Genomic DNA, 19,910 nt, shown 5'->3' on the forward strand with positions numbered 1-19,910 from the left:
CGCGGGACGGCGGCCCGCCCGGCGGCCGTGCGGCCCTACTCCTTGGGAGGCTTGACGGCGACGTCGAGGTAGAAGGCGTCGATGCTGCGCACGGCCGCCTCGAACTCCTCCAGGTTGACCGGCTTGGTGACGTAGGCGTTGGCGTGGTGCTGGTAGGCGCCCGTGACGTCGTCGGGGGCGGCGGAGGTGGTCAGCACGACGACCGGGATGGTGCGCAGCGCGGCGTCCTCCTTGACCACGGCCAGGAACTCACGCCCGTTCATGCGCGGCATGTTCAGGTCGAGCACGATGAGGTCGGGACGCGCGTTGCCCGGGTCGCGCAGGTACTCCAGCGCCTCGACGCCGTCGGAGACCTGGGTGAGGTTACGGGCACCGCGCTCGGTCAGGGCGTCCTGGATGAGCATCGCGTCGGCGACGTCGTCCTCGACCAGGAGCACGTCATAGGGGCGGGTGGTGGCGGCAGCCATGATTCAGGTGCTCCGGGATGGGGGGCGGTGGGTCGGTTGGTGTGCGCCGTTGCCGATCAGACCGGGCCAGCGGCGCCTTGCTCCCTGCCGGCTCATGCCGACTGCCTGGCCGATCTCGGGGTATCCGGCTCCGTACTCGGCGGCGGACCGGGCGGCCTGCTCCTCCAGGTGCCGGACGGCCCGTCTGACGTCGGTGAGGACCCGCAGGCGCAGCAGGGCGTATCCGCGGGACTCGGGGGATCTGTCGGCGGGCTCGGCCGGCGGGCGGGTGATCTCCGGCGCCAGGCGCCGGGCGACCTCGTCCACCAGACGGTCCACCAGCACGGCCGTATCCTCGCTCATCGGGCGGGGAGTGGGAGACGGACCTGGCATGGGCGTCACTGTACTGCCCGACCACGAATGTGGACAACACGTGTTGTCGGGATGCGGGTACAGTGTGCTTGCCGTATGACAAGCAAGCAGGACGGCCGGCCGAGGGAGAGGCTCCACCACGATGACCAGCGGTCCCCCGAAGACCCCGGGCTCCTTCGCCGACTGGACGACCCGCCGCTGGCTGCGCGTGGGGGTGACCGGCGCGCTCGTCGTCCTGGCGGTGCTGGGCTCGCTGGGCGGCTGGGCGATGTGGCGCACCTCGCAGATCACCGCCTCCCTGGTCGACCGGCGCTCCCCGGCGCTCATCGAGTCGATCCGGATCGAAGCGGCCATGGTCAACCAGGAGACCGGCATCCGCGGCTACGGCGTGACCGGCCGCCCCGACTTCCTGCAGCCCTACGCGCGGGGCGCGGCCGACCAGAGGACGGCGACCAGGCGGCTGCGGCCCCTGCTCCGCGGGGACGACCGGGGGCTCGCCGACCTGGCCGCCGTGGAGCGGTACGCCGGTGCCTGGCGGACGCACATAGCCGGGCCGGTCTCCGCGGCCGCCCCCGGCGAGGCCGCGAGGATCGCCGCGCAGCGGGCCGACGCGGGCAAGGCCGACTTCGACGCCCTGCGGGGCGCGATGACGCGCCAGCAGGCCCACCTGTGGGACGAGCGGATCGCGGCGACGCGCGAGCTGCGGCGGGCGACGACCCTGCGGGACTGGATGTTCGCCGTCATCGCGGTCGTCATCCTCCTGGTGGCCGCGCTCGTCTTCGAGGCCCTGCGCCGCGGCGTCACCGGCCCGCTCACCCGGCTCGGCTCGGCCGCCCGCGAGGTCGCGCAGGGCCGCTTCGACCGCTCCCTCGAAGGCACCGGACCCGCCGACCTGCGCCTGCTGGCCGCGGACGTGGACTCCATGCGGCTGCGGCTGGTGGAGGAGCTGCGCTTCACCGAGGGCGCCCGCAGGATGCTCGACGAGCAGGCCGAGGAGCTGAAGCGGTCCAACGCCGAACTGGAGCAGTTCGCCTACGTCGCCTCGCACGACCTCCAGGAGCCGCTGCGCAAGGTGTCCAGCTTCACCCAGCTCCTGCAACGGCGCTACGGCGGGCAGCTGGACGCGAAGGCCGACCAGTACATCGCCTTCGCCGTCGACGGCGCCAACCGCATGCAGAACCTCATCAACGACCTGCTGGCCTTCTCCCGGGTCGGCCGCGTCCACAACGAGCAGCAGACCGTGGACCTGGAGAAGGTGCTCACCAGGACGCTGGGCGACCTCAGCGTCAGCGTCGAGGAGACCGGCGCCGACATCAGCCACGACGCCCTGCCCACCGTCGTCGGCGACCCGACCCAGCTCGGCATGCTGTGGCAGAACCTGCTGTCCAACGCCATCAAGTTCCGCAGTCCCGACCGGCCGCCGCGCATCCACGTCGGCGCCGCGCGCGACGGGGACACCTGGCGGTTCACGGTCACCGACAACGGCATCGGGATCGCGCCGGAGTTCCAGGAGAAGGTCTTCGTCCTCTTCCAGCGGCTGCACACCAAGGACGCCTACCCGGGCACCGGCATCGGCCTCGCCATGTGCAAGAAGGTCGTGGAGTTCCACGGCGGCACGATCGGCATCGACCCCGGCCACCGGACCGGCACCCGCGTGCTCGTCGTCCTCCCCGCCCTCGCGGCCGCGCCCGCGGCCCCGGACCGGGAGGCGCGGCCGTGACCGCCCCGGCCGCGGACCAGGCCGAGCGGTACGACGTGCTCCTCGTGGAGGACGACGACGGGGACGCGCTCCTGGTCGAGGAACTCCTCCTCGACACCGACCTGCCGCATTCCCTGAAGCGGTGCCGCACGGCGGCCGAGGCGCGCCTGGCCCTGGAGACGGCCCCCGTCGACTGCGTGCTGCTCGACCTCCACCTGCCGGACGCCTCGGGCGTGGAGACGGTGCACGCCGTCCAGGGCGACACGAACGCCGCCATCATCGTGCTGACCGGACTGGACGAACCACGCGCCGGGGTCGACGCGCTCGCCGCGGGCGCCCAGGACTACCTCGTCAAGGGCACGGTCGAACCCGAACTGATGCAGCGGGCCGTCCGCTACGCGGTCCAGCGCAAGCAGGCCGAACGCGCCAACGCCGCCCTGCAGATCGGCCGCCTGCGCGCGGCGGAGAACGCACGCCTGGAGCGCGGGCTGCTGCCCGAACCCCTCCTGTCCTCCGCCGCCGTCACCGCCTCCAGCCGCTACTACCCCGGCCGGGCCCAGGCCCTGCTCGGCGGCGACTTCCTCGACGTCGTCCAGACCGACGACGGCCAGGTCCACGCCGTCATCGGGGACGTCAGCGGCCACGGCCCGGACGCCGCCGCGCTCGGCGTCTGCCTGCGCATCGCCTGGCGCGCGCTGACCCTCGGCGGCCACCGCGACCAGCACCTGCTGCGCCTCCTGGAACAGATCCACATCGCCGAACGCGCGGGCAGCGACCTGTTCACCACCTGCACCCTGATCACCCTGGACGCCGAGGCCGCCACCCTCACCCTGCACCTGGCCGGCCACCACGAGCCCCTGATCACCACCCCCGACGGCACCCGGCAGGTCGTGGCCGCCCACGGCATCGCCCTGGGCATCGCACCCGGACTGGGCGCCTGGCCCGCCACCACCCTGGCGCTGCCCCCGGAGGGCGCGCTCACCGCCTACACCGACGGCCTCGTCGAGGGCTTCGTGGACGGCACGGGCACCCGGCTCGGCGTGGACGGCCTGCTCGGCATCATCGACACCCTGGACACGTCCGACCCCGGCACCCACCTCGACCGGCTCATCGCCCGCACCCGCGCGCTCAACGCGGAGCGCCACACCGACGACCTCGCCGTGCTGCGCCTGGACTGGCGCACGGAGGCGTCCGGCCCTCCCACCACCGCGGGGCGCGGCGCACCGCACGCGTGAACCTCACCGGCGGCCGGGGACCAGCGCCTCCCCGTCGGCGCGGCTGCCGGCGCCCGGCGCGCCGGTACCGGCGAGTTCCGCGTTGAACTGGGCGCCGACCAGCAGGGCCAGATTGGACAGCCACAGCCAGATCAGGAAGACGACCACGCCCGCCAGCGAGCCGTACAGCCGGTCGTACGCGCCGACCCGCGAGGTGTAGAGGGTGAACCCGAGCGAGACGGCCAGCAGCAGGAGCACCGCCAGCGCGCCGCCCGGCGCCATCCGCCCGACGGGACGGGAGGACACCGGGCCCGAGCGGTAGAGGACCAGCACCAGGACGACGGCGACCGCGGCCATGACGGGCCACCGCAGGGCGTCCCAGGCGGCCTGCGGCCCGGTGCCCAGGTGCAGGACCCGGCTCAGCCGCCGGGTCAGGGCGCCGGTGAGGAACAGCGCGATCGTGGTCGTGAGCAGCAGGCCGATCAGGACGAGCGCCGTGGCGAGGATGCGCGGAGCGGTGCGCCAGACCGGCCGGTGCGAGTTGACCCGGTGCATGGAGTGCAGCGCCCGGCGGAACACGCTCAGATAGCTGGACCCCGACCACAGGGCCCCCGCCGCACCGAGGAAGACCAGCGTCCAGGCCGTCGACGACTGCCCGGCCGTCTGCCGCAGGGCCCCGCGCAGCAGGGCCCGCGAGGCCACCGGGGCGGCCTGCGAGAGGCTGTCGATGACCTCGGGCTTCGCGGTGGGGACGGTCAGGCCGATGATCGACAGGATCACCAGCAGGACCGGGAACAGGGCCAGTACCGCGTAGTACGTCAGGGCGGCGGCCCAGTCCGTGACGTCGTCGTTCCAGACGGCCACCGGGGTCCGGCGCAGCGCCGCCCACCACCGGGCCGTGCCACCGTCCGTCTTGTCCATGGCGCGGATGTTCTCACCTTCACTGCTCACTCGACCGGGGACCGGGTCGGGGAGCATCTGCCCGCCATCCTCGATACGAAAAGACGATTACGCTGGGTTACTATGCTTGCCTCCTTCCCGGAAACGGAAGCAAGGGAACCTAGCGCATGCTGAGAGAGGTCACCGCGACCCGGTACGTGGCGCCCCTGCACTCCGGCGGCTCCGTCCCCGGCGTCGTCGAGGCGGACGACCTCGGCACGTACGTCGTGAAGTTCACCGGCTCGGCGCAGGGGCACAAGGCGCTGGTCGCCGAGATCGTCGTCGGGGAACTGGCCCGCGCGCTGGGTCTGCGCTTCCCCGAGCTGGTGCTGGTCCACTTCGACCCGTGGATCGCCGACGCCGAGCCGCACCAGGAGGTCCGGGACCTGCACGGCGCGAGCGCCGGGGTGAACCTCGGCATGGACCTCCTCCCGGGCGCCGCGGACCTCACCCCGGAGATCGCGCGCTCGTTCGCCGTCGACCCCGTGGAGGCGGGCCGGATCGTGTGGCTGGACGCGCTCACGGTCAACGTGGACCGCACGGTGCACAGCTCCAACCTGATGGTCTGGCCGACCCTCGGGACCGTGCCGCCGCGGCTGTGGCTGATCGACCACGGCGCCGCCCTCGTCTTCCACCACCGCTGGGACACCACCACCCCGGGCAAGCGCTACGACTTCCGCCACCACGCCCTCGGCCGCTACGGCCCCGACACGCGCGCCGCCGACGCCGAACTCGCCCCACGGGTGACCGGGGAACTGCTGCGCGCGATCCTCGCGGAGGTCCCGGACGCCTGGCTCGCCGAGGACGCCGGGTTCGCGAGCCCCGACGACGTCCGGGAGGCCTACGTCGCCTATCTCCTGGCCCGGGTCCGGCTCTCGTCGCAGTGGCTGCCCACCGACTTCCCGACCGGTGCCGAGCTCGCTGCCGAAGAGGCGGCCCGCGCGGCGAAGAGCCAGGCGGCCCGCCCGGCCTGGCTCAAGCGCGTCCCGGACCTGCACGGCAAGCCGGCCGCGGAACAGGACTGGTCGGCGCATCTGGGGTGAACGCGGACGGGCGGCCCCGGGACGTGTCCCGGAGCCGCCCGCCGTACCGCCGGGGCTCAGCCCTTGAGCTGCTCGTACGCCGGCAGCGTCAGGAAGTCGGCGTAGTCCTCGTCGAGGGAGACCCGCAGGAGCAGGTCGTGCGCCTGCTGCCAGTGGCCGGCCGCGAAGGCCTCCTCGCCGATCTCCTTGCGGATGGCGTCCAGTTCCTCGGCGGCCACCTTGCGGGCCAGCTCCGGGGTGGCCCGGTCGCCGTTCTCGAACTCGACGCCCGCGTTGATCCACTGCCAGATCTGGGAGCGGGAGATCTCGGCGGTGGCCGCGTCCTCCATCAGGTTGAAGATGGCGACCGCGCCGAGCCCGCGCAGCCAGGCCTCGATGTAACGGATGCCCACCTGCACGGCGTTGACGAGACCGGCGTACGTCGGCTTCGCCTCCAGCGAGTCGACGGCGATCAGGTCGGCCGCCTCGACGTGCACGTCCTCGCGCAGCCGGTCCTTCTGGTTGGGCTTGTCGCCGAGGACCCGGTCGAAGGACTCCATGGCGATCGGCACCAGGTCGGGGTGGGCCACCCAGGATCCGTCGAAACCGTCGCCGGCCTCACGGTCCTTGTCGGCGCGGACCTTCTCGAAGGCCACCTTGTTGACCTCGGCGTCGCGCCGCGAGGGGATGAAGGCCGCCATGCCGCCGATGGCGTGCGCGCCGCGCTTGTGGCAGGTGCGCACGAGGAGTTCGGTGTAGGCCCGCATGAACGGGGCGGTCATGGTCACCGCGTTGCGGTCCGGGAGGACGAACTTCGGCCCGCCGTCACGGAAGTTCTTCACGATGGAGAACAGGTAGTCCCAGCGGCCGGCGTTCAGCCCCGCGGCGTGGTCGCGGAGTTCGTAGAGGATCTCCTCCATCTCGTACGCGGCCGTGATCGTCTCGATCAGCACGGTGGCGCGGACGGTGCCCTGGGGGATGCCGACGTAGTCCTGGGCGAAGACGAACACGTCGTTCCACAGCCGGGCCTCGAGGTGCGACTCGGTCTTCGGCAGGTAGAAGTACGGGCCCTTGCCGAGGTCGAGCAGCCGCTGGGCGTTGTGGAAGAAGTACAGGCCGAAGTCGACCAGGGCGCCGGGCACCGGGGTGCCGTCGGCGTCGGTGAGGTGGCGCTCGTTCAGGTGCCAGCCGCGCGGGCGCATGACGACGGTCGCCAGCTCAGCGGCCGGGCGCAGGGCGTAGGTCTTGCCGGTGCGCTCGTCGGTGAAGTCGATGTTCCCGGTGTAGGCGTCGCTCAGGTTGACCTGGCCGAGGACGACGTTCTCCCAGGTGGGCGCTGAGGCGTCCTCGAAGTCGGCGAGCCACACCTTCGCGCCGGAGTTGAGCGCGTTGATGGTCATCTTGCGGTCGGTGGGGCCGGTGATCTCCACGCGCCGGTCGTTCAGCGCGGCCGGGGCCGGGGCGACCTTCCAGGAGTCGTCCGCGCGCACGGCGGCCGTCTCCGGAAGGAAGTCGAGCGTGGAGGTGCGGGCGATCTCGGCGCGGCGCTCGGCACGGCGGGCGAGGAGTTCGTCACGGCGCGGGGTGAACCGCCGGTGCAGCTCCGCCACGAAGGCGAGCGCCGCTTCGGTGAGGACCTCCTCCTGCCGGGGCAGGGGCTCGGCGTCGACGATGGCCAGCGGGGACGGCGCTGGTGCGGACATGAGCTGTCACTTCCTTCAGCGGTGGCACCGGGTGCCAGGCGGCACGAATAGGGCGAATGACGCCCGTTGTGCGGTCGGGCGCTTCTGAACAGTGGATAGTAGTTTCCTCATCGTGGAACTTCAATGGTTTGTTGATGTCGAGATTCTCTGAGTCGAGGCAAGGTGGCGCCCCGTGCCACCCCGCTCACTCGAGGTGGACCAGGTCCGCCTCGGTGTCGATGTCGTACGGCTCCGCCACGTCGGCGCACTCCACGAGCCTGACCCGGGCCGCGTGCTCCTCGAGGTAGGCGCGCGCGCCCCGGTCCCCGGTGGCGGCCGCCGCGATGTCCGTCCAGTGCGCCGCGCCGAACAGGACCGGGTGGCCGCGCACCCCGGCGTAGGCCGCCGAGACCAGCGAGGTCTCGTCCTCGTACCCGGCCAGCACCCGGGTCACCGCCCGCGGCCCGATGCCGGGCTGGTCGACCAGGCTCACCAGCGCGGCCCGCGCGCCGGTGCCGGCCAGCGAGCCGAGCCCGGCGCGCAGCGAGGAGCCCATGCCGTCGGCCCAGCCGGGGTTGTCGACCAGCACGCACCCGGCCAGGTCGGCGCGCTCGCGGACGTCGTCCGCCCGCGCCCCGAGCACGACGTGGATCCGGGCGCATCCCGCCGCGCGCAGCACGCCGACCGCGTGTTCGACCAGGGGGCGCCCCCGGTGTTCCAGCAGCGCCTTGGGGCGTCCGCCGAGCCGTCTGCCGCCGCCCGCGGCGAGCAGCAGAGCGGCGATCTCCGTACGAGGGTCGGGGGCGTGGTCTCGGGTGTCCATGTCTCCTGCATACCTGACGCGGCCGGTCCCGGCCGGTTCCCTTGGGCTGAATTTCGGTCCGCGCGGTGGCGCTCCGGCACGGGGTGGCGTTAACTGACCCGCGCACGAGGGCGTGCGAGGGGGAGGGCCGTGTTGCGGAGCTTGGGGCAGAGGCCGGTGGCCGACAGCGACGAGGACCAGAGAGTGGCGGTACTGCGCACCGCGGTGGCCCGCCTGCGCCGCGAACTCGCCGCACACCCGGTGGAGTTCCCCGACCGCGGCATAGCGGAGGACGAACTGGCCGCCCTGGCCGCGATGGCCGCCGGCGGCCCGCCCGAGACCCCCCGCCTGCGCAGGTCCCTGCTACTGATCGCCGGAGCCATCGGCTCGGTCAGCGCCCTGTCCCGAGGCGTGGCGGAAGTACGCGAGGCGGTGGACCGCTTCGCGGAGAACGGGACGGGCTGAGGCGCACGGATCGCCGCGGCACCCCGCCGGGGGCTACGGGGTGTGCTGACCGCGGGGGTCCCATGGGGCAGGCCGAGGGGTGCGGCCCCGCGCGGCCCGCCGGGTCGCGACGAGGGCGGGCTGCCCGCGCGGCCCGCTGGGTGACAGGACCCGCCCGGCGCCGGCTCCGTACTCGCGCCCGCGCCGCCTGCGCCGGCCACGCCGGTGCTCGCGCTGCTCTGCGCGCGGGCCTTCCGGCGGAGTTGGGCCGAGGCGCCCGGCTCGGCGAGGATCTCGCCACCGGCCACCGGCAAGCCTCTGACGGCCGCCGGGGCGAGAGGCTCGAGATGCTGATCTGCGCCGGGGCGTTAAGGGCAAGCTCTGGCGAGCGCCGCAGGCCGGTGCTCAGGCTCCCGAGCTGGCCAGCGCCTGGGAGAGTTCCAGGGCCACCTGCTGGAGCACGGGCACGATCTTCTCGGTCGCCGCCTCCGTGACGCGTCCGGCCGGCCCCGAGATGGAGATCGCGGCGGCCGTGGGGGAGTCGGGGACCGGCACCGCGAGGCAGCGCACCCCGATCTCCTGCTCGTTGTCGTCCACCGCGTAGCCCGCCTGCCGGACGTCGGCCAGCGCGGCGAGGAAGCCGTCGGGCGTGGTGATGGTCTTCTCCGTCGCGGCCGGCATGCCCGTACGCGACAGCAGCGCGCGCACCTCGTCGTCGGCCACGCCCGCGAGCAGCGCCTTGCCCACCCCCGTGGAGTGCGGCAGCACCCGCCGGCCGACCTCGGTGAACATGCGCATCGAGTGCTTGGACGGCACCTGCGCCACGTAGACGATCTCGTCGCCGTCCAGCAGCGCCATGTTCGCCGTCTCACCGGTCTCCTCGACCAGCCGGGCGAGGTAGGGCCGGGCCCAGGTGCCGAGCAGCCGGGACGCGGACTCCCCGAGCCGGATCAGCCGCGGCCCGAGCGCGTACCGGCGGTTCGGCTGCTGGCGCACGTACCCGCAGGCCACCAGGGTGCGCATCAGCCGGTGGATGGTGGGCAGCGGGAGGCCGCTGGTGGCGGACAGCTCGCTCAGGCCCACCTCGCCGCCCGCGTCCGCCATCCGCTCGAGCAGATCGAAGGCACGCTCCAGTGACTGGACCCCGCCGCCGGCGGAGGACTTGGCGGAGTCGGTGGTGCTGGCGCTGGACGTCGGCACGGCGCGTTCCTTTCGGGGCGGGCGGGAAGGGCTGAAGCCTACCCGGCGGCCGGTTGACTGCCCGCCTGTACGTAGCTACGTTCTGCTTGATGGAATTCTAATTCCACTTTGTGGAAACGTCCAGACCGACCCGCCCCGCCGCCCCGCTTCGAAGTGTGCCCCTTGACGAGGGGAAGGCGGGAGTGAAGACTCCTTCAACAGAACGTTGAAATCCGTTACGTGGGTGTACATCCCGTTTCCTGGCAGCAGGCCGGCGGCAGAGAGAGGGGTTCGCGTGTCCGACGCTGAACTGGTGCTGCGCTCGACGCGCGTCATCACTCCGGAGGGGACCCGGGCCGCCGCGGTCACCGTGTCCGGCGGCACCATCACGGCCGTCCTGCCGTACGACACCGAGGTACCGGCCGGCGCACGCGTCGAGGACTTCGGCGACCACGTCCTGCTGCCCGGCCTCGTCGACACCCACGTGCACGTCAACGACCCGGGCCGCACCGAGTGGGAGGGCTTCTGGACGGCCACCCGCGCGGCGGCCGCCGGCGGCATCACCACCCTCGTCGACATGCCGCTCAACTCCCTGCCGCCCACCACCACGGTCGCCAACCTGCGGGTGAAGCAGCAGGTCGCCGCCGACAAGGCGCACACAGACGTCGGCTTCTGGGGCGGCGCCCTGCCCGACAACGTGGGGGACCTGCGCCCGCTGCACGACGCCGGCGTCTTCGGCTTCAAGGCGTTCCTGTCGCCGTCCGGCGTGGACGAGTTCCCGCACCTCGACCAGGAGCAGCTCGGCCGCTCCCTGGCGGAGATCGCCGGCTTCGGCGGCCTGCTGATCGCGCACGCCGAGGACCCGCACCACCTGGCGGCGGCGCCCCAGCACGGCGGGCCCCGGTACGCCGACTTCCTCGCCTCCCGCCCGCGCGACGCCGAGGACACGGCCATCGCGCACCTGATCGCGCGGGCCAGGGAGCACGACGCGCGCGTCCACGTGCTGCACCTGTCCTCCGGTGACGCGCTGCCGCTGATCGCCGCAGCCCGCGCCGAGGGCGTCCGCCTCACGGTGGAGACCTGCCCGCACTACCTCACCCTGACCGCCGAGGAAGTCCCCGACGGCGCCAGCGAGTTCAAGTGCTGCCCGCCGATCCGCGAGGCCGCCAACCAGGACGTGCTGTGGCAGGCGCTTGCCGACGGCACCATCGACTGCGTCGTCACCGACCACTCACCCTCCACCGTCGACCTGAAGACCGACGACTTCGCCACCGCGTGGGGCGGCATCTCCGGTCTCCAGCTCAGCCTCCCCGCCGTGTGGACCGAGGCCCGCAGGCGCGGCCACGGCCTGGAGGACGTCGTCCGCTGGATGTCCACCCGCACGGCCGCCCTGGTCGGCCTCGAAGCCCGCAAGGGCGCCATCGCGCCCGGCCACGACGCCGACTTCGCCGTCCTCGCCCCCGACGAGACCTTCACCGTCGACCCGGCGGGGCTCCAGCACCGCAACCGGGTCACCGCGTACGCCGGCCGGACCCTGTACGGCGTGGTGAAGTCCACCTGGCTGCGCGGCCGGCGCATCGTCGCGGACGGCGAGTTCACCGCCCCGCAGGGCACCCTCCTCACCCGCCCCGAGTGAGCCTCCCGACCCCCACCCCCCCCAACCAGGCCCCGCTTTCCCGCACCCGGCGACTCCCGAAAGGATCCTTGATCACCGTGACGGCGCAGCAAGATGCGAGTCGAGCCCGTTTCACCGGCGACGCGAACCCCTACGGAGGCGGCGACCCGTACGCGGACTACCGGACCGCCGACTTCCCCTTCACCCGGTACGCCAACCTGGCCGACCGGCGGCTCGGTGCCGGCGTCGTCGCCGCCAACGACGAGTTCTTCGCCGAGCGGGAGAACCTGCTGGTGCCCGAGCGGGCCGAGTTCGACCCCGAGCACTTCGGGCACAAGGGCAAGGTCATGGACGGCTGGGAGACCCGCCGCAGGCGCGGCGTCTCCGCCGAGCACCCCTGGCCGACCGCCGACGACCACGACTGGGCGCTGGTCCGGCTCGGCGCGCCCGGAGTGATCCGCGGGATCGTCGTCGACACCGCCCACTTCCGCGGCAACTACCCGCAGGCGGTCTCGGTCGAGGCCACCTCGGTGCCGGGTTCCCCGTCCCCGCAGGAGCTGCTGGGCGACGACGTGAAGTGGACGACGCTGGTGCCGCGCACCGCGGTCGGCGGCCACGCGGCGAACGGCTTCGACGTCACCGCCGAGCAGCGCTTCACACACCTGCGCCTCAACCAGCACCCCGACGGCGGCATCGCGCGGCTGCGCGTGTACGGCGAGGTCGTACCGGACCCGCGGTGGCTCCAGGCGCTCGGCACCTTCGACGTGGTCGCCCTGGAGAACGGCGGCCTGGCCGAGGACGCCTCCAACCTCTTCTACTCCCCGGCCACCAACACCATCCAGCCGGGCCGCTCCCGCAAGATGGACGACGGCTGGGAGACCCGGAGGCGGCGCGACCAGGGCAACGACTGGATCAGCTACCGGCTGGTCGGCCGGTCCGAGATCCGCGCGATCGAGATCGACACGGCGTATCTGAAGGGCAACAGCGCCGGCTGGGCCTCGGTCTCCGTGCGCGACGGGGAGAGCGGCGAGTGGACCGAGGTCCTGCCGCGCACCCGCATGCAGCCCGACACCAACCACCGCTTCGTGCTGCCGCGGCCCGCCGTCGGCACCCACGCGCGCGTGGACATCTACCCCGACGGCGGCATCTCCCGCCTGCGTCTGTTCGGCAACCTCACCGAGGACGGCGCCCAGCGGCTCGCGGCCCGCCACCAGGAACTGGGCGGCTGAGCCGGCTTCCGGGCCGAAACCCACTCCCACGCGCGCGGGACGCACCGGCCGGACAGCACCGGTGCGCTCCGCGCGCGTGCGGCGACGCGCCGCGGAGGGGCGGCGAATCCGCCGCCCACCCGCGCGTGCCGCGCCGTGACGGAGCGGCGAGCCCACCGTCCCCGCGCGTGCCGCCCCGCTCCGCTGCGGGCGGTGAAGCTGCCGTCCCCGCGCGCGTGCCGCCACACCGGGGCGGGCGGGTGGTGGAGCGTCCGTCCACCCGCGCGTGCCGCTCGACTCTGCTGTGGGCGTGAAGCCGCCGTCCCCGCGCGTGCCCCGCCACACCGGGGCGGGGCGGGTGGTGGAGCGTCCGTCCACCCGCGCGTGCCGTGCCGCCGTCAGGCCGCGAAGCCGCCGTCCACGACCAGCTCGGCCCCTGTGACGTACGAGGCCCCGGACCCGGCGAGGTAGGCCACCGCCGAGGCCACCTCGGCGGCCGTTCCGTAGCGGCCGAGGGCGGTCATCGCCGCCTGGCCGGCCGCGGAGGGGCCGTCGGCGGGGTTCATGTCGGTGTCGGTCGGGCCGGGGTGGACGATGTTCGCCGTGATCCCGCGCTCCGCCAGCTCGTGGGCCAGCGCCTTGGTGAGCCCGACGAGCGCCGCCTTGCTGGTCGCGTAGAGCGTTCCGCCGGGCCCCGGGACCCGGCGGGTGAGGCAGCTGCCGATGGTGATGATCCGGCCGCCGGACGCCATCCGCGCGGCGGCCGCCCGGGAGGTCAGGAAGACCCCGCGCACGTTGACCGCGAGGGTGTGGTCGACCTCGGCCAGGGACAGGTCCGCCAGGGCGCCGAGGGCCGCCACGCCCGCGTTGTTCACCAGCACGTCGAGGCCGCCCAGCGCGTCGGCGGCCCGCTCCACCGCGCCCGCCGCCTCGGCCGCGTCCGCGGCGTCCGCGCGCACCGCCACCCCGCGGCGGCCCAGCGCCCGGACGGCCCGGACGACCTCCTCGGCCGCTTCCTCGCCCTTCACATAGGTCACCGCCACGTCCGCGCCGTCGTGCGCGAGCCGCAGCGCCGTCGCGGCGCCGATGCCCCGGCTGCCGCCGGTGACCAGGGCCGTCCTGCCGTCGAGAGATCCGTTCGTGTTCGTCATGGCTCCATCCCAGCGGCCCCGCAGCGCGTCCGCTGGCGGCGAACGGACACGGACGTGCGCGCGAAACCGGAACTCTTCGCTCCCCCGTCCGCGTTCTCCCGCCGTGACTCTTCAGCAAGAAATCGTGGGCAACGCCATGCAGATGGCGGTCGTCAACCTGCACCCCGGCCAGACCGTCTACTGCGAGGCGGGAAAGTTCCTGTTCAAGACGACGAACGTGACCATGGAGACGCGCCTGTCCAGCCCGTCGGGCAACGGCAACGGCAACGGCGGAGGCGGCGGCATGGGCGGCATGCTGCGCCAGGCCATGGGCACCGCCATGCAGGTCGGCCAGCGCATGCTGGCCGGCGAGTCGCTGGCGTTCCAGTACTTCACCGCCCAGGGCGGCCAGGGCACCGTCGGCTTCGCGGGCGTGCTGCCCGGCGAGATGCGCGCCCTTGAGCTGGACGGCACGCGCGCGTGGTTCGCGGAGAAGGACGCCTTCGTGGCGGCCGAGTCCAGCGTCGAGTTCGGCATCGCCTTCCAGGGCGGGCGGACCGGCATGAGCGGCGGCGAGGGCTTCGTACTGGAGAAGTTCACCGGCCGGGGCACGGTGATCATCGCGGGCGCGGGCAACTTCATCGATCTGAACCCGGCGGACTTCGGCGGCCGCATCGAGGTGGACACCGGCTGCGTGGTCGCCTTCGAGGAGGGCATCCAGTACGGCGTCCAGCGCGTCGGCGGCCTCAACCGGCAGGGGATCATGAACGCCGTCTTCGGCGGCGAGGGCCTGTCCCTGGCCACCCTGGAGGGCAACGGCCGCGTCATCCTGCAGTCCCTCACCATCGAGAGCCTGGCCAACGCCCTGAAGAAGGCCCAGGGCGGCGACAAGCAGGGCCCGACCGGCGGACTGTTCTCCACGCACGCCGGCTGAACCGACGAGTGGCGAGGCGCTCCCGAGGATGCCCGGCACCCCCCCCGGCCCGGGAAAAAGCCCTGGCCGGGGGCCTTCGCGGCCGGTACGGTGAGCGCGCCCCGCGCGAGCCGCCGACGTCTGCGCACCCCCGCCCCGCACCCGGAGAGCCGCACCATGTCGTCGATCGCCGTACCGGCCGCCCGGGTCGCGCCCCGCCGCGCCTGGCACACGGACCTGCCCGTCCTGCTCGTCGCCGCGTTCTGGGGCGCCAGCTACCTCGCGGCGAAGGACGTCACCACGGCCCGTACGGTGCTCGCCGTCCTGGTCCTCCGGTTCGCCCTCGCGCTGCCCGTGCTGGCCGTCGCCGGGTGGCGCCCGCTGCGCGCCCTGACCGGCGCCCAGTGGCGCGGCGCCGCCCTGCTCGGGCTGATCCTGAGCGGCATCTTCCTGCTGGAGACGTACGGGGTGGTGCACACCTCGGCGACCAACGCGGGCCTCGTCATCAGCCTCACCATGATCTTCACGCCGCTCGCCGAGGCGGCCGCCGAGCGCACCCGGCCCACCCCGCCCTTCCTCGGCGCCGCGGCCCTGTCGGTGCTCGGCGTCGTCCTGCTCACCCAGGGCGCCGGCTTCACCCGGCCCTCCCTCGGCGACCTGCTGATGCTGCTCGCCGCCCTCGCCCGCACCCTGCACGTCCTCGTCATGTCCCGGCTCCGCGCGGTCCGGGGCGCGGGCGCGCTGCCCCTCACCACGGTCCAGCTCGGTACCGCGGTGGCCGTCTTCGCGGTGCTGTCGGCCGGCACCGGCCAGTCGCCGTGGGCGACGGCGGCGGGCTTCGGCGTCCGGCAGTGGGCGGGGCTGCTCTTCCTCGCGGTGCTGTGCACGCTGGTCGCCTTCTTCGTGCAGATGTGGGCCGTGCGCCGCACCTCCCCGTCCCGGGTGGGCCTGCTGCTGGGCACCGAGCCGCTGTGGGCGGCCGCGGCCGGTATCGCCCTGGGCGGGGACCGGCTCGGCGCCGTCGGACTGGCCGGCGGCGTGCTCGTCCTTGTGGGGACGGCGTGGGGACGCCGGGCCGCACGTTAACTTCTGGAAGCTTCACGGGACTTGAACGGAAACTCTTCAACCTTGTCGTTGACATGCCAACGTCTACGCGCGTCATCATGAAGTCATGAACCTCCCCCCACACCTGACCCGCATCGGCGCCGTGGGCGCCCTGCTCTCCACCCTCCTCGTCGGCGGCACCGTCTCCGCCACCACCGCCTCCGCCGCCGTCGGCAGCATCTGCCACAGCGCCCTGCCGTCCCAGGCCGACGACACGCTGCGGCTGATCGACCAGGGCGGCCCCTTCCCCTACTCGCAGGACGGGATCGTCTTCTCCAACCGTGAGGGCGTGCTGCCGAGTCAGTGGTCCGGCTACTACCACGAGTACACGGTGAAGACCCCCGGCTCCTCCACGCGCGGTGCCCGGCGCATCGTCACCGGCGAGGAGCAGCAGGAGGACTACTACACCTCCGACCACTACGCCACGTTCGACCTGATCGACTTCGACTGCTGATCCGCCCGGGCCGTCCTCCGGCGGTTCCCCCACGGCACGACCCCCGTCCCGCGGCCTGCCCCAAGCACGGCCGCGGGACCGGTCGCAGGCACCGCACCTCCCGCTCCGCGGAGCGGGGAGATCATCGGCGTGCTGCGCGCCGGCGACGGCGACGACGCCTGCGGCGGCCGCCCCCAGCCGACGCCGGCGGCGCTGGACGCGCTCGTCGCCGAGTGCCGGGAGGCGGGCATGGAGGTCACCCTCGACCACCGCGTCGCCGATCCGGCCGCCGTCCCCGCCTCCGCCGGGCGCACCGCCTACCGCATCGCCCAGGCGGCGCTCACCAACGCCCGCAAGCACGCCCCCGGGAGCGACGCCGTCCGCGTCGCCGGCGCCCCGGACATCACCGTCGTCAACTCCGCCCCGCGCACGTCTCCCGCATCCTGGCCAGGCTCGGGTTGAACGACCGGGTCCAGACAGCCCTGCTCGTGCACGACGCGGGGCTTCTCGACGAGGACGGGCACTGAGCGCACGGCTCGCGCGTTGTCCGGGTACCGGGACGTGCCCGGTGCGCCTCGGGGGAGTCCGGAAGGGGAACGATGGACAGGCAACGGGTGGTCGACCTGGGGGAGTTCGGAGACGCGTTCCGCAGCGATCCGCACCCGGTGTACGCGCGGCTGCGCGAGCGCGGCCCCGTGCACCGGATCCGGCCGCCGGGCGCGGACCCGGACTACGCGGCCTGGCTGGTCGTGGGGTACGACGAGGCACGCGCGGCGCTCGCCGACCCCCGGCTCGCCAAGGACTTCGCCAAGATCGACGCGAGCTTCCTGGACGAGAACCTGATCGGCAAGCACCTGCTGGCCACCGACCCGCCCCAGCACACCCGGCTGCGCTCGCTGGTCACCCGCGCGTTCACGGCCCGCCGGGTGGAGCTGCTGCGCCCGCGCGTCCAGCAGATCACCGACGAACTGCTGGAGGAGATGCTGCCGCGCGGCCGCGCCGACCTCATCGACGCGCTCGCCTACCCGCTGCCCATCACCGTCATCTGCGAGCTCCTGGGTGTCCCCGACATGGACCGCGCGGAGTTCCGCAAGATGTCCACGGAGGTGGTCGCCCCCTCCGGCGGGGACGCGGAGTACTCGGCGATGACCCGTCTCGCCGAGTACCTGACCGAGCTGATCGAGGACAAGCGGGCCGGCGGCCCGACCGGCGACCTGCTCAGCGACCTGGTCCGCACCACCGCCGAGGACGGCGACCGGCTCTCCCCGGTGGAACTGCGCGGCATGGCCTTCCTGCTGCTGATCGCCGGCCACGAGACCACCGTCAACCTGATCGGCAACGGCGTCCACGCCCTGCTCACCCACCCCGGCCAGCTCGCCGCCCTGCGGGCCGACCGGAGCCTGCTGGACGGCGCCGTCGAGGAGATGCTGCGCTACGAGGGCCCGGTGCAGAGCGCCACGTTCCGGTACGCGGCCGAGTCCCTGGAGATCGCCGGCACCCGCATCGAGCGCGGAGAGCACGTGATGATCGGCCTGACCGCCGCCCAGCGCGACGCCGGCCGCTACCCCGACCCGGACCGGTTCGACATCCGCCGCGACACCCGCGGCCACCTCGCCTTCGGCCACGGCATCCACTTCTGCCTGGGCGCGCCGCTGGCCCGCCTCGAGGGCCGGATCGCGATCGGCACCCTGCTGGAGCGCGCCCCCGGCCTCGCCCTCGACGGCCCGCCCGGGGAGTACCTGCCGGGCCTGCTGATGAGAGGCATGCGCACGCTCCCGGTGCGCTGGTGAGCGGTCCGGGCTCAGCCGTCCGACGGCCGGACCCGGCCCTCGATCTCCGCCAGCCGTACCGGACGGCGCTCGCGGCGGGACACCTCGCACGCCTCGGCGATCCGCAGCGCCTGGAGGGCCTCGTGGCCGTCGCAGGGGTTGGGCCGCGCCCCGCGCAGCACCTCCACGAAGGCGCACAGTTCGGCCTCGTAGGCGGGGCCGAACCGCTCCAGGAAGCCGGTCCAGGGCTTGTCGGCGGGCGGCGGCCCGGTCGGCTCGGTGGACGCCACGGGCGTGCGGTCGTCCAGGCCCACCACGACGGTGTCCCGCTCCCCGGCCAGCTCCATGCGGACGTCGTAGCCCGCCCCGTTGAGCCGGGCCGCGGTCGCCGCGGCCAGTGTGCCGTCGTCCAGCGTGAGCACGGCCGCGGCGGTGTCCACGTCGCCGGCCGCGCGGAACATGGCGGGCCCCGCGTCCGAGCCGGTCGCGTACACGTCGACCACCTCGCGCCCGGTCACCCAGCGCAGTGCGTCGAAGTCGTGGATCAGCGTGTCCCGGAACAGCCCGCCGGACAGCGGGAGCCACTCGGGCGGGGGAGGGGACTGGTCGGCGGTCGTCGCCCGCACGGTGTGCAGCCGCCCGAGCCGTCCCGAGCGCACCGCGTCCCGGGCGCCGACGTACCCCGCGTCGAAGCGCCGCTGGAAACCCATCTGGAGAATCGTTCCGGCGGCGTCCACCTCCGCCAGCGCCTGCAGCGTGCCCGGCAGGTCGAGGGCGATCGGCTTCTCGCAGAAGACCGGCAGGCCCGAGCGCGCGGCCCGGCCGATCAGCTCGGCGTGCGCCGCCGTCGCCGTGGTGATCACCACCGCGTCCACGCCCCACCGGAAGATCTCGTCCACCCCGGGCGCCGCCGTCTCGCCCAGCCGCTGCGCCAGTGCCTGGGCCCGCGCCGGATCGGCGTCCGTGAGGATCAGCGATCCGACCTCACGATGGCGACTCAGCGTGTTCGCATGAATGGTGCCGATGCGACCCGTACCGATGACCCCGATGCGCATGGGAACAAAGTGAGGGCGAACACCGCACCCTGTCAATGCTAATGTCTGAACAACTGGACAATCTGTCTACACAACTTCCCGTCAACCGGGCACGGGACTACGCTCGGCCCGTGCCGAAACCAGATGGGGACCCGACCGTGTCGCTCGACCTCCACGTGGACCGCGGCTCACCGGTGCCGCTGTACTTCCAGCTCTCCCAGCAGCTCGAAGCGGCCATCGAGCACGGCGCACTCACGCCCGGCAGCCTGCTGGGCAACGAGATCGAGCTGGCCGCCCGGCTCGGACTGTCCCGGCCCACCGTCCGTCAGGCCATCCAGTCCCTGGTCGACAAGGGCCTCCTCGTCCGCCGCCGGGGCGTGGGCACCCAGGTCGTGCACAGCCAGGTCAAGCGCCCCCTGGAGCTGAGCAGCCTCTACGACGACCTCGAGGCGGCCGGCCAGCGGCCCGCCACGAAGGTCCTCGTCAACACCGTCGTCCCCGCGTCCGCCGAGGTCGCCGCCGCGCTCGGCGTCACCGAGGGCGGCGACGTGCACCGGATCGAGCGGTTGCGCCTCGCGCACGGCGAGCCCATGGCCTACCTGATCAACCACCTGCCACCCGGCCTGATGGACCTGGACACCGGCCGGCTCGAGGCCACCGGCCTGTACCGGCTGATGCGCTCCGCCGGGATCACCCTGCACAGCGCCCGCCAGTCCATCGGCGCGCGCGGCGCCACCGGCACCGAGGCGGAGCGGCTGACCGAGGCGGAGGGCGCCCCGCTGCTGACCATGCGGCGCACCACCTACGACGACACCGGCCGCGCGGTCGAGCTGGGCGACCACACCTACCGCCCCGGCCGCTACTCCTTCGAGTTCCAGCTCCTCGTACGCCCCTGAGGAACGGCC

20 protein-coding genes and 1 pseudogene are annotated in these 19,910 nt (G+C 73.5%); 13 read left to right on the plus strand and 8 right to left on the minus strand.

Translation table 11 applies throughout. The annotated features are described in order from the left end of the window. Window positions 1-35 precede the first annotated feature (35 nt). Together B446_RS29340 and B446_RS29345 are read right to left on the minus strand one after the other, a co-directional pair. A complete protein-coding gene (locus B446_RS29340; protein ID WP_020943064.1) occupies window positions 36-467 on the minus strand; it encodes a response regulator in 432 nt (143 codons plus the stop codon). 3 nt (window positions 468-470) lie between these two features. Continuing rightward, the gene (locus B446_RS29345) at window positions 471-809 is read right to left on the minus strand and encodes a hypothetical protein (RefSeq protein WP_234967578.1); all 339 of its coding nucleotides are present in this window, start codon (window positions 807-809) and stop codon (window positions 471-473) included. A gap of 151 nt (window positions 810-960) precedes the next feature. On the opposite strand from B446_RS29345, the gene B446_RS29350 reads away from it, so the two are divergent. Then, window positions 961-2,538, plus strand: coding sequence for a sensor histidine kinase (locus tag B446_RS29350; RefSeq protein WP_020943066.1), 1,578 nt, complete (start codon window positions 961-963; stop codon window positions 2,536-2,538). After that, window positions 2,535-3,752 carry a PP2C family protein-serine/threonine phosphatase gene (locus B446_RS29355; RefSeq protein ID WP_020943067.1) on the plus strand — a complete coding sequence of 406 codons (1,218 nt, stop codon included), beginning with the start codon at window positions 2,535-2,537 and terminating at the stop codon, window positions 3,750-3,752. Before B446_RS29350 ends, B446_RS29355 begins: the two co-directional genes overlap by 4 nt. 3 nt (window positions 3,753-3,755) lie before the next feature. Here B446_RS29355 and B446_RS29360 read toward each other — a convergent pair whose 3' ends face one another. Then, window positions 3,756-4,652 (minus strand): YihY/virulence factor BrkB family protein, encoded by an 897-nt coding sequence (locus B446_RS29360; RefSeq protein WP_020943068.1) that lies wholly within the window; start codon window positions 4,650-4,652, stop codon window positions 3,756-3,758. Between the two features lie 146 nt (window positions 4,653-4,798). Between B446_RS29360 and B446_RS29365 the strand changes: the two genes are divergently transcribed. Then, window positions 4,799-5,713 carry a HipA family kinase gene (locus B446_RS29365; protein WP_020943069.1) on the plus strand — a complete coding sequence of 305 codons (915 nt, stop codon included), beginning with the start codon at window positions 4,799-4,801 and terminating at the stop codon, window positions 5,711-5,713. 56 nt (window positions 5,714-5,769) lie between these two features. Here B446_RS29365 and aceB read toward each other — a convergent pair whose 3' ends face one another. After that, entirely contained in the window at window positions 5,770-7,395 is a 1,626-nt protein-coding gene (gene aceB, locus B446_RS29370) for a malate synthase A (protein WP_020943070.1), read from the minus strand. Window positions 7,396-7,579: 184 nt separating this feature from the next. Next, the gene (locus B446_RS29375; RefSeq protein ID WP_020943071.1) at window positions 7,580-8,197 is read right to left on the minus strand and encodes a nucleotidyltransferase family protein; all 618 of its coding nucleotides are present in this window, start codon (window positions 8,195-8,197) and stop codon (window positions 7,580-7,582) included. A gap of 129 nt (window positions 8,198-8,326) precedes the next feature. Here B446_RS29375 and B446_RS29380 point away from each other — a divergent pair, with 129 nt between their 5' ends. After that, entirely contained in the window at window positions 8,327-8,641 is a 315-nt protein-coding gene (locus B446_RS29380) for a DUF5955 family protein (RefSeq protein WP_052352199.1), read from the plus strand. 384 nt (window positions 8,642-9,025) lie between these two features. On the opposite strand, the gene B446_RS29385 is transcribed toward B446_RS29380, so the two are convergent. Continuing rightward, window positions 9,026-9,820 (minus strand): IclR family transcriptional regulator, encoded by a 795-nt coding sequence (locus tag B446_RS29385; RefSeq protein ID WP_020943073.1) that lies wholly within the window; start codon window positions 9,818-9,820, stop codon window positions 9,026-9,028. Between the two features lie 274 nt (window positions 9,821-10,094). Here B446_RS29385 and allB point away from each other — a divergent pair, with 274 nt between their 5' ends. Further along, window positions 10,095-11,435 carry an allantoinase AllB gene (gene allB / locus B446_RS29390; RefSeq protein WP_020943074.1) on the plus strand — a complete coding sequence of 447 codons (1,341 nt, stop codon included), beginning with the start codon at window positions 10,095-10,097 and terminating at the stop codon, window positions 11,433-11,435. Window positions 11,436-11,512: 77 nt separating this feature from the next. Beyond that, complete coding sequence (alc, locus tag B446_RS29395; RefSeq protein ID WP_043479340.1) at window positions 11,513-12,643, plus strand: allantoicase; 1,131 nt, start codon at window positions 11,513-11,515, stop codon at window positions 12,641-12,643. A 377-nt stretch (window positions 12,644-13,020) separates the two neighbouring features. Here the strand turns inward: alc and B446_RS29400 are convergent, their stop codons facing one another. Then, complete coding sequence (locus B446_RS29400; RefSeq protein WP_020943076.1) at window positions 13,021-13,773, minus strand: SDR family NAD(P)-dependent oxidoreductase; 753 nt, start codon at window positions 13,771-13,773, stop codon at window positions 13,021-13,023. 103 nt (window positions 13,774-13,876) lie between these two features. On the opposite strand from B446_RS29400, the gene B446_RS29405 reads away from it, so the two are divergent. From B446_RS29405 to B446_RS29425, 6 genes and pseudogenes are all read left to right on the plus strand, one after another. Continuing rightward, complete coding sequence (locus B446_RS29405; protein ID WP_078614833.1) at window positions 13,877-14,686, plus strand: AIM24 family protein; 810 nt, start codon at window positions 13,877-13,879, stop codon at window positions 14,684-14,686. Between the two features lie 156 nt (window positions 14,687-14,842). Beyond that, entirely contained in the window at window positions 14,843-15,751 is a 909-nt protein-coding gene (locus B446_RS29410; RefSeq protein ID WP_020943078.1) for a DMT family transporter, read from the plus strand. Window positions 15,752-15,836: 85 nt separating this feature from the next. Next, a complete protein-coding gene (locus B446_RS29415) occupies window positions 15,837-16,223 on the plus strand; it encodes a ribonuclease domain-containing protein (RefSeq protein WP_020943079.1) in 387 nt (128 codons plus the stop codon). Window positions 16,224-16,352: 129 nt separating this feature from the next. Next, window positions 16,353-16,664, plus strand: coding sequence for a hypothetical protein (locus B446_RS29420; RefSeq protein WP_020943080.1), 312 nt, complete (start codon window positions 16,353-16,355; stop codon window positions 16,662-16,664). Further along, window positions 16,628-16,729, plus strand: a pseudogene (locus B446_RS40475) (DNA-binding response regulator); the annotation flags it as partial. The gene B446_RS29420 and the pseudogene B446_RS40475, both read left to right, overlap by 37 nt. A 72-nt stretch (window positions 16,730-16,801) precedes the next feature. Next, window positions 16,802-17,992, plus strand: a complete 1,191-nt coding sequence (locus B446_RS29425) for a cytochrome P450 family protein (RefSeq protein ID WP_043476658.1) — start codon at window positions 16,802-16,804, stop codon at window positions 17,990-17,992. 11 nt (window positions 17,993-18,003) lie between these two features. Here the strand turns inward: B446_RS29425 and B446_RS29430 are convergent, their stop codons facing one another. After that, on the minus strand, window positions 18,004-19,026 hold the full coding sequence (locus tag B446_RS29430) for a Gfo/Idh/MocA family oxidoreductase (protein WP_020943082.1): 1,023 nt from the start codon (window positions 19,024-19,026) through the stop codon (window positions 18,004-18,006). 137 nt (window positions 19,027-19,163) lie between these two features. Here B446_RS29430 and B446_RS29435 point away from each other — a divergent pair, with 137 nt between their 5' ends. Next, the gene (locus B446_RS29435; RefSeq protein ID WP_020943083.1) at window positions 19,164-19,901 is read left to right on the plus strand and encodes a GntR family transcriptional regulator; all 738 of its coding nucleotides are present in this window, start codon (window positions 19,164-19,166) and stop codon (window positions 19,899-19,901) included. Window positions 19,902-19,910 lie beyond the last annotated feature (9 nt).

Origin of the sequence: Streptomyces collinus Tu 365 (assembly GCF_000444875.1) — a bacterium.
Lineage (GTDB): Bacteria > Actinomycetota > Actinomycetes > Streptomycetales > Streptomycetaceae > Streptomyces > Streptomyces collinus_A.

Excerpts from the sequence above, each read along its gene's own strand:
- B446_RS29340 (WP_020943064.1), bottom strand. The coding sequence starts at position 467 with ATGGCTGCCGCCACCACCCGCCCCTATGACGTGCTCCTGGTCGAGGAC.
- B446_RS29345 (WP_234967578.1), bottom strand. The coding sequence starts at position 809 with ATGAGCGAGGATACGGCCGTGCTGGTGGACCGTCTGGTGGACGAGGTC.
- B446_RS29350 (WP_020943066.1), top strand. The coding sequence starts at position 961 with ATGACCAGCGGTCCCCCGAAGACCCCGGGCTCCTTCGCCGACTGGACG.
- B446_RS29360 (WP_020943068.1), bottom strand. The coding sequence starts at position 4,652 with ATGGACAAGACGGACGGTGGCACGGCCCGGTGGTGGGCGGCGCTGCGC.
- B446_RS29365 (WP_020943069.1), top strand. The coding sequence starts at position 4,799 with ATGCTGAGAGAGGTCACCGCGACCCGGTACGTGGCGCCCCTGCACTCC.
- aceB (WP_020943070.1), bottom strand. The coding sequence starts at position 7,395 with ATGTCCGCACCAGCGCCGTCCCCGCTGGCCATCGTCGACGCCGAGCCC.
- B446_RS29375 (WP_020943071.1), bottom strand. The coding sequence starts at position 8,197 with ATGGACACCCGAGACCACGCCCCCGACCCTCGTACGGAGATCGCCGCT.
- B446_RS29400 (WP_020943076.1), bottom strand. The coding sequence starts at position 13,773 with ATGACGAACACGAACGGATCTCTCGACGGCAGGACGGCCCTGGTCACC.
- B446_RS29410 (WP_020943078.1), top strand. The coding sequence starts at position 14,843 with ATGTCGTCGATCGCCGTACCGGCCGCCCGGGTCGCGCCCCGCCGCGCC.
- B446_RS29415 (WP_020943079.1), top strand. The coding sequence starts at position 15,837 with ATGAACCTCCCCCCACACCTGACCCGCATCGGCGCCGTGGGCGCCCTG.
- B446_RS29425 (WP_043476658.1), top strand. The coding sequence starts at position 16,802 with ATGGACAGGCAACGGGTGGTCGACCTGGGGGAGTTCGGAGACGCGTTC.
- B446_RS29430 (WP_020943082.1), bottom strand. The coding sequence starts at position 19,026 with ATGCGCATCGGGGTCATCGGTACGGGTCGCATCGGCACCATTCATGCG.